The organism is Acinetobacter sp. YH16032, from assembly GCF_013417345.1.
Lineage (GTDB): Bacteria > Pseudomonadota > Gammaproteobacteria > Pseudomonadales > Moraxellaceae > Acinetobacter.
The window spans coordinates 1-7,489 of sequence record NZ_VPEE01000055.1 but is presented as its reverse complement, the minus strand read 5'-3'; the positions used below and the strand labels follow the sequence as shown (position 1 = coordinate 7,489).

Here is a 7,489-nt window from a genome sequence, read left to right as displayed (position 1 = left end):
TTCCACGCCTGACACTCAGCTCCGGGTAGGCAGTTCGCTCCAAGCTGGACTGTGTGCACGAACCCCCCGTTCAGTCCGACCGCTGCGCCTTATCCGGTAACTATCGTCTTGAGTCCAACCCGAAAAGACACGACTTAACGCCACTGGCAGCAGCCACTGGTAGAGGGTGTACAAGAGATTACTGATGCAGAGTTCTTGAAGTTAGAGCCAAACTACGGCTAAACTGGAAGGACGAATTTGGTGGCAGCGGTCTTGTACACCCTGTTACCACGGTTCAGAAGTTCCCCAACTTACTGAACCTTCGAAAAACCACCTCCCCAGGTGGTTTTTTCGTTTCTGGATAAGAGACTACGACGACAGACGGACGATCTCAAGAAAATCCTCTCTAACAGGTTATATTCAGAGTAAAAAAAGTGAGCTTAAATATGGCTTTTTCAATAGCAGAAGTGCGCGAGGGGCGTATCGGTTCTTGGTAATGACTCCAACTTACTGATAGTGTTTTATGTTCAGATAATGCCCGATGACCTTGTCATGCAGCTCCACCGATTTTGAGAACGACAGTGACTTCCGTCCCAGCCTTGCCAGATGTTGTCTCAGATTCAGATTATGTCGCTCAATGCGCTGAGTGTAACGCTTGCTGATAACGTGCAGCTTTCCCTTCAGGCGTGATTCATACAGCGGCCAACCATCCGTCATCCATACCACGACCTCAAAGGCCGACAGCAGGCTCAGAAGACGCTCCAGTGTGGCCAGAGTGCGTTCACCGAAGACGTGCGCCACAACCGTCCTCCGTATCCTGTCATACGCGTAAAACAGCCAGCGCTGACGTGATTTAGCACCGACGTAGCCCCAATGTTCGTCCATTTCAGCGCAGACAATCACATCACTGCCCGGTTGTATACGCGAGGTTACCGACTGCGGCCTGAGTTTTTTAAGTGACGTAAAACCGTGTTGAGGCCAACGCCCATAATGCGTGCACTGGCGCGACATCCGACGCCATTCATGGCCATATCAATGATTTTCTGGTGCGTACCGGGCTGAGAGGCGGTGTAAGTGAACTGTAGTTGCCATGTTTTACAGCAATGAGAGCAGAGATAGCGCTGATGTCCGGCAGTGCTTTTGCCGTTACGCACCACGCCTTCAGTAGCGGAGCAGGAAGGACATCTGATGGAAATGGAAGCCATGCAAGCACCTAAAAATCACCATCATACACTAAATCAGTAAGTTGGCAGCATTACCGAGAGCGGCTTTTTAATTAAATAATGATTTCCTATGATTTTTTTTTTAAACTTACTTACTTACTTACTTACTTATATCTATGTTATCAAATAATGAACATCATCAATAAAATTTCAAAAAACCATCAAAAAAACATATACATAGCTTTATGTATTATTAATCTAATTTTTATAATTAATACTTCCCATAGAATAATCGCTAGTAATATTTATTACTCCTTAACGCTTATCATACTTGGTGTTATTTTTTTCTATGGTTACACTTCAAAAATTAATTCAATTATTTCTTTATCAATATCAAGTTTTATTATTTCACTTCTATTTGTTGATTTAATGACATATCGAATGACCTCCTGGTATTTTCATCAGGTGCCAAATGAAATCATTAATATTATTCTTGATACTAACCCAGATGAGATTAATAGTAATTTTTTCTTTTCAACAAAAGAAATCATAGGGCTACTAATCATAGCATGTAACTTCTTATTTATTCTTATTGGAAAAAGAGACTCTAAATTTCAGTTAAGGCATTTTTATATTTTCATTATTCTGTTTGTTTCTTTGTTAATCGCCTTTAAGCCATTAGGATTAGCTTTGAAAGAAATTAATAAAGGTTTATCTGAACTTAAGAAAAACGCACAAATTATAAAAGATAAAAAAAACTTCAAGTGGGATTCTAAATCTACAATAAATGATAAGCAAACAGTGGTTCTTTTTTTAGGCGAAACTAATAGAGGAGATTATTTACATTTTAATGGTTACCCTAAAAACACAACCCCAAATTTAGATAAAGAAAATTTAGTTTCTTTTAAAAACACAATATCTCAAGGAGCATATACTTTAGTTTCCACACCAATGATCCTTTCTAGAAAAGGTGTGTATGATAATGGTCTTTTTAATGAAACATCAATAATTAGTGCTTATAAAGAGGCTGGATATGAAACTTGGTATGTTTCTTATCTGAGTAAAAGTCACATAGGAGATAATGAAATAAATTTAATTGCAAATGAAGCTGATCATTATGTTGTATCTGATGTCAACGTGAATACATTAGAGAAAATATTAAATAATAAAAGCAAGAAAAAGCTCATAGTTTATAAAACTATCGGGAGTCATTATCTGTATCATACAAGGTATCCATCAAATTATGATGTTTTCAAACCATCTTTTAATGAAAAAACATATTCAACTCCATCTTTAAAAGATAAGGATAAATTAGAAAATAGCTATGCTAATTCAGAATTATTTTCTGTTGATAAACAGATAAGCGATTTCATTAATGTGTTAAAAAATACAGATGGACTTGCATATTTATCTTTTATTTCAGACCATGGAACTGCTATTTATGATGATGGTAAATCGTTGTATGGCGGTAATACAAAAGGCAACTATAACATTGCTCATTTTTTTTGGTTTAATGATTTATACCACAAACAACATCCTGAGCTAATACAAAAACTTTCAATTAATAAAGATAAAAAAATAACATCCGAATGTTTCGTAGATACTAGTTTAGAGTTATCCTTTATTGAAAGTAAGATTAAAAAAGGTTGTTCCCTACTAAACGATAAATTTATTGAAAAACAGCGATTGGTGAAAAATGGTAAAGTTTATGATTTCGACCAAGATTTATAAAATGATTTCCATATAATTGAACTAGCTAAAACTTAACCTGGCAGTTACTTATTTTTATTAGGTGTCTGTCAGGTTAAATATGTTTACTAAGTTATACAAAATATAAGACACTGTTGCAAAGTTAGGGAAGGTGCGAATAAGCGGGGAAATTCTTCTCGGCTAACTCAGTCATTTCATTTCTTCATGTTTGAGCCGATTTTTTCTCCCGTAAATGCCTTGAATCAGCCTATTTAGACCGTTTCTTCGCCATTTAAGGCGTTATCCCCAGTTTTTAGTGAGATCTCTCCCACTGACGTATCATTTGGTCCGCCCGAAACAGGTTGGCCAGCGTGAATAAGGGGTGAGTTTGGAGATTGGAAATTATTGTACGTTAAGCCTGTTTTTTGAACAGATCGCGCTATCGCAATAGGGTGTACTCCTGCACTATACGGCATTTAGCCTGTATGTTTGGGTAATGAGACAACCTAAATGCGACAGCGTGAGCGCAATAACTTAAATGCGATAGTCAGTAACAATAAATCAATCAGTTACCAATCAGAAACGGTTAAATTATGTTCTTAACGTACAATAATTTCCATTTCCCAAACCGACCCCAGGAAGGACATCTGATGGAAATGGAAGCCACTGGAGCACCTCAAAAACACCATCATGCACTAAATCAGTAAGTTGGCACCATTACCGGAAAATCAACCACCACCTTTAGCCTTTACTTTTTACGGATAATTCCTAAAAATGTTTTTTTTACATTAAGAAACAGGAAGTCACATGAGCTCAAAAAAACACTGTTAAGCATAGCCCTACTAACCGCCTCGATTACCGCTTTATCAGGCTGTCAATCCAATGCCGATCAATATGCTGCTGACGTTTATGACACAGGGCAACTGAATGCAAAACAGGAGACGAAAACTGTAAACATAATTTCTGTTTTGCCTGCGAAGGTTGCTGTTGATAACACTGCAAACAAACAAGCTGCACAAACCTTTGGGGCAATCCTTGGCGCTGTGGTTGGCGGTGTGGCTGGTCATAACGTCGGAAGTGGTAGCGGACTTTGCACAACAGCCGGAGCCGTTGGCGGTGGTGCCGTCGGTGCCGCAGTAGGAACATTAGTCAAAGATAAATCTATCGTTGAAGGTGTTTCTTTAACTTACAAAGAAGGGACAAAGGTATTTACATCAACTCAAGTAGGAAAACCATGTCAGTTTACTACTGGTTTAGCTGTTGTTATTTCCACAAAAAATAATGAAACAAGAATCCAGCCAAACACAACATGCCCGGTAAAAAAATAAGATTCAAACGATGAAAAGAATCATTATACCCCTCATCCTTTCTTTTAGTGGAAGCAGCTTTGCAAACTCACTTCAAGAACAATTATCTGCAGTAGCTCAAACTGAACAGCAGGGAAAAGCTGAAGAGCAAAGACTCATGGATATCCAGAGAGAAAAAATTGAGGAAAACAAACGGCTTGAGCAAAAAAGGAGAGAAAGAGCAAGAGCAGAAGCGAACAGGAGAGCAGCCATAGCTTCTGCAGAGAGAAAAGCTCACCGTGAAAGAATCGAAGCTGAGCTCAAAGCCGATAAAAATAGAGATCAGAAATATGAAGATGAACTAAGAAAGCTTGAAATCGAAAAACAAAAGTTAGCATTAGCCAGGGAAGAGGCAAGAGTTAAACGCGAAAATTAATTCATAGACCAAGAGTTAAAAAACAAGGCAGCCCAAACAGATGTAATTCAATCTCACGCCGGCTCAAACAGAAATATTTCAGAAGGCGGGAAAGATTTAATGAAAAGCGAAGGGAAAGCCAGAGAAAAAGAAGCTGGAGAATGGTTTAACTAGCTTCATTTTTATAATTAAAGTTGATTTCAAGTTTAATTAACAACGGATGTTATTTACCATAACATCTGTTGCCCGCACCGCTCCGGACGGGTTCGCCACAAACGGGGCGGCAGTCAGGTAAAACCGGCAACAAACCACCCGATACACCGCCCCGTTCGTGACAGATAAATTTTACCCGACTGCATAGCCATGCAGCCAGATGCATGGCGTGTAAAGTCACACTAAAATCAGCGCGAACGCCTTAAAAACAGGTAAATGCTTCTCCAGCCAGTCCCACAGCCCGGCCGCCAGATACAGGCAGTTAAGTACAGCTTCAATGACGTTAAGCAATTTCATAATTCCCCCCCAGGTATAGGCCGTGATCTTTTTAATCACGAACCTATTTAGCGGGAGAAGTAAGAGCCCCTCTTCGTGCGGGTTGTCAGCTGCCTGGATGGTTTAAAGTGTCGGCCCGCGGTAGGTTTTCTGCGGCTGGCGCTCCAGCTCCAGTGTTTTCTGATACTCATTCTCCCTCTGCCGGAGCTCGATGGCATTCAGTTCCCGGACAAGCGGCGCAGCTGCTCGCTTAAACTCAGCACCTGCGTGCTCAAGTCCGACACGCGCTCGTTCAGCACCGCGTTCTCCCGTTGCATAAGCCCACACATGCTCCGCCATTCCGCGAAGGCGCTCTCCCATTCGTCCAGCCTTTGCGAGTAGTCCTGCTGTAGCTGCTCTAATGCGCTCAGCAACTGCTTTTCCAGCTCTGTCATCTTCCGCTACTCCTGTTTCAGGCGGATCCATGTCGTCCCGCCGTAAGGGATGGCTTCGGTTTTCATCCCCGGCGGTAGGATAAGAAACCTCCGGCCGTCGCTGCTCTCCTGATAGCGCACTCCCCACGTCCGGGCGGTCATTTTCGCCAGGGTATCTTCCTGCTGACGAAGATGCGTGTAATTGTCGGTTATCTGCTGCCCCTGCCACCACAGTATGCTCCCGCTCGTGCCGATCAGCAGCGCTGACACCATCAGGATGGTGAGCCATGTCCGCCCGGCAGTCCGCAGTACGCTCCGCCGGTTTTTCTCCATCGCCTCGCTCATACTCTGCTCGTGGGCGAGGATGGCGTCGCTGATTCTCCTCGCGCTTGCGCTCAGTTCCGCTCTGACAGACTGCTCGTGCTCGCAGAATGCGGCTTTCAGCATCTCGCCAGTACTCTTCTGCTGCGCTTTCGATTGCTGCTCTAAGTCCTTCGCTAGCGTTAAAAGATTGCTCATAGATAGCTCCCTTCAGTCGGATGTTTCGCCCCCCGTCCGGGTCGGCAATGCTGATACTGCTTTTCGTGGTGCGCACCACCTTAAAACCTGCACCTTCAAGAGTGTCAGTGACATCCTGACGGCTTTTCAGCTCCCCGGACGAGGCTAAGCTCAGTAGTCCCCGGGTAATGGCTTCTGCGGCCTCCTGCGTCGTTTTCGGCAGCCCGGACGGCGTGACCAGCGCCCGGCGGTTTTCCGGCGCGTTCGGGTCGTGCAGCCCCAGTCTGCCGTTCACGATAGTCTGCCAGGCATCGATGCGCGGCCGGTCGGCGCGGTCGTAGTAAGGCTGGAGCCGCCTGCCGGTCAGCAGCTCGGTATTGGGGATCAGAAAGTTCAGCTCCAGACGCCCCTTGTCCGCGTGCTCCACCCACAGAATGCTGTACTGATCTTTATCGAGTCCGGGCATCAGAACCCGCTCGAAGCTGGCCATCAGTTTTTCCCGCTGGCCGGGAGGGAGATCGGCCTCCGCAAACGACAGGACGCCGGAGGTGTATTTCTTAACGTAAGGCGACGCGTCAATCAGCTCCCGGACTTCTTCCGGCTTCCCCTGCAGGACGGTGGCGCCTTCACGCTGCCGGTCTTTACCCAGCAGATAGTCCACCGGCCCGGCGCCACCGCCGCGACCGCGTGGATGAAATTTAACGATCATCGTCCGTTCCTTTCTCAAGAACGGCGTGCCGCAGCCGCTCAAGTCCGGCATCGATGGCCATCAGCGCCGCCACAATCTGTACCCTGTCATGGCCAGTACCGCCGCCGGTGTTAACACGGCGGGCTATCTGGTTCAGGTTATTGCCCATGCCGGCAAGCTGGCGCAGCAGCGCCGGCGAAATTGAGGGGAGCTTTCCGGTGCGCGCAGGCTTTTCGTCCAGGCAGGTCTGCCGCATCCAGGCCGCCAGCGGCCTGCCGTCACAGCGCTCAAGCAGCCGCCGGTGCTCGTCCTCCGTCACCCACATGGTGAGCATCTTGTTCCGTTTCTCTGACAAACCGGCCTCCTGATAACGCCGGGACGGGCGGGAAAGCCTTTCCCGGTCGGCGCGGGGTTGGACAAGCCGCAGGCGCGTCAGGCTTTTGGCGGGTTTCGGGGCGCAGCCCTGAACCAGTCACGTAGCGCTAGCGGAGTGTATACTGGCTCAATATGTTACGGCGGAGTAACACTTAATAAAAGTGCTTCATGTGGCAGGGGAAAAATGCAGCTGCAGGGCGTACAGGAGAAAATGGAGGTTACAGTGATATGACGCCTCCTCGCTCACTCGGTCGCTTCCGCTCCTGACGTTCGGCTGCGGCGGGCGTTACCTGCAAACGGATAAGAGCAAAGGCATACGGCATGGCAAGCAGGACAGGAAGAGGATACGGAGCTGCCGTTTTTCCATAGGCTCCGCCCCCCTGACGAGCATCACGAAATCTGACGCTCAAATCAGTGGTGGCGAAACCCGACAGGACTATAAAGATACCAGGCGTTTCCCCCTGATGGCTCCCTCGTGCGCTCTCCTGTTCCTG

At 45.8% G+C, this 7,489-nt stretch carries 7 protein-coding genes and 1 pseudogene; 3 read left to right on the top strand and 5 right to left on the bottom strand.

The features are described from left to right. Positions 1 to 486: 486 nt before the first annotated feature. Positions 487 to 1,184 (bottom strand): IS1 family transposase gene (locus FTV32_RS15285; RefSeq protein WP_225905514.1). Its coding sequence is split into 2 segments (ribosomal slippage): positions 487 to 935 and positions 935 to 1,184, totalling 699 coding nucleotides; the frame shifts between segments, so codons are not numbered across the junction. A 147-nt stretch (positions 1,185 to 1,331) separates the two neighbouring features. Between FTV32_RS15285 and FTV32_RS15280 the strand changes: the two genes are divergently transcribed. Continuing rightward, on the top strand, positions 1,332 to 2,873 hold the full coding sequence (locus FTV32_RS15280; RefSeq protein WP_095092192.1) for a phosphoethanolamine transferase: 1,542 nt from the start codon (positions 1,332 to 1,334) through the stop codon (positions 2,871 to 2,873). A 230-nt stretch (positions 2,874 to 3,103) separates the two neighbouring features. On the opposite strand, the gene FTV32_RS17785 is transcribed toward FTV32_RS15280, so the two are convergent. Further along, positions 3,104 to 3,307 (bottom strand): hypothetical protein, encoded by a 204-nt coding sequence (locus tag FTV32_RS17785; RefSeq protein WP_180029062.1) that lies wholly within the window; start codon positions 3,305 to 3,307, stop codon positions 3,104 to 3,106. A gap of 492 nt (positions 3,308 to 3,799) precedes the next feature. Here FTV32_RS17785 and FTV32_RS15270 point away from each other — a divergent pair, with 492 nt between their 5' ends. Together FTV32_RS15270 and FTV32_RS15265 are read left to right on the top strand one after the other, a co-directional pair. After that, positions 3,800 to 4,159, top strand: a complete 360-nt coding sequence (locus tag FTV32_RS15270) for a hypothetical protein (protein ID WP_257221968.1) — start codon at positions 3,800 to 3,802, stop codon at positions 4,157 to 4,159. A gap of 10 nt (positions 4,160 to 4,169) precedes the next feature. Next, a pseudogene (locus FTV32_RS15265) lies at positions 4,170 to 4,706 on the top strand (DUF5384 family protein). A gap of 533 nt (positions 4,707 to 5,239) precedes the next feature. Here the strand turns inward: FTV32_RS15265 and FTV32_RS15260 are convergent. The 3 genes from FTV32_RS15260 to FTV32_RS15245 form a co-directional block, all read right to left on the bottom strand. Continuing rightward, on the bottom strand, positions 5,240 to 5,455 hold the full coding sequence (locus FTV32_RS15260; RefSeq protein WP_000137422.1) for an MbeD family mobilization/exclusion protein: 216 nt from the start codon (positions 5,453 to 5,455) through the stop codon (positions 5,240 to 5,242). 6 nt (positions 5,456 to 5,461) lie between these two features. Further along, positions 5,462 to 5,953: an MbeB family mobilization protein gene (locus tag FTV32_RS15255; RefSeq protein WP_140428842.1), complete on the bottom strand. Its 492-nt coding sequence runs from the start codon at positions 5,951 to 5,953 to the stop codon at positions 5,462 to 5,464. Positions 5,954 to 6,630: 677 nt separating this feature from the next. After that, positions 6,631 to 6,975 carry a MobC family plasmid mobilization relaxosome protein gene (locus FTV32_RS15245; RefSeq protein ID WP_058663788.1) on the bottom strand — a complete coding sequence of 115 codons (345 nt, stop codon included), beginning with the start codon at positions 6,973 to 6,975 and terminating at the stop codon, positions 6,631 to 6,633. Positions 6,976 to 7,489: the final 514 nt, after the last annotated feature.

Bases quoted from the DNA above. Each gene is read 5' to 3' on its own strand.
- FTV32_RS15280 (WP_095092192.1), top strand. From the start codon at position 1,332: ATGAACATCATCAATAAAATTTCAAAAAACCATCAAAAAAACATATAC.
- FTV32_RS15260 (WP_000137422.1), bottom strand. From the start codon at position 5,455: ATGACAGAGCTGGAAAAGCAGTTGCTGAGCGCATTAGAGCAGCTACAG.
- FTV32_RS17785 (WP_180029062.1), bottom strand. From the start codon at position 3,307: ATGCCGTATAGTGCAGGAGTACACCCTATTGCGATAGCGCGATCTGTT.
- FTV32_RS15255 (WP_140428842.1), bottom strand. From the start codon at position 5,953: ATGAGCAATCTTTTAACGCTAGCGAAGGACTTAGAGCAGCAATCGAAA.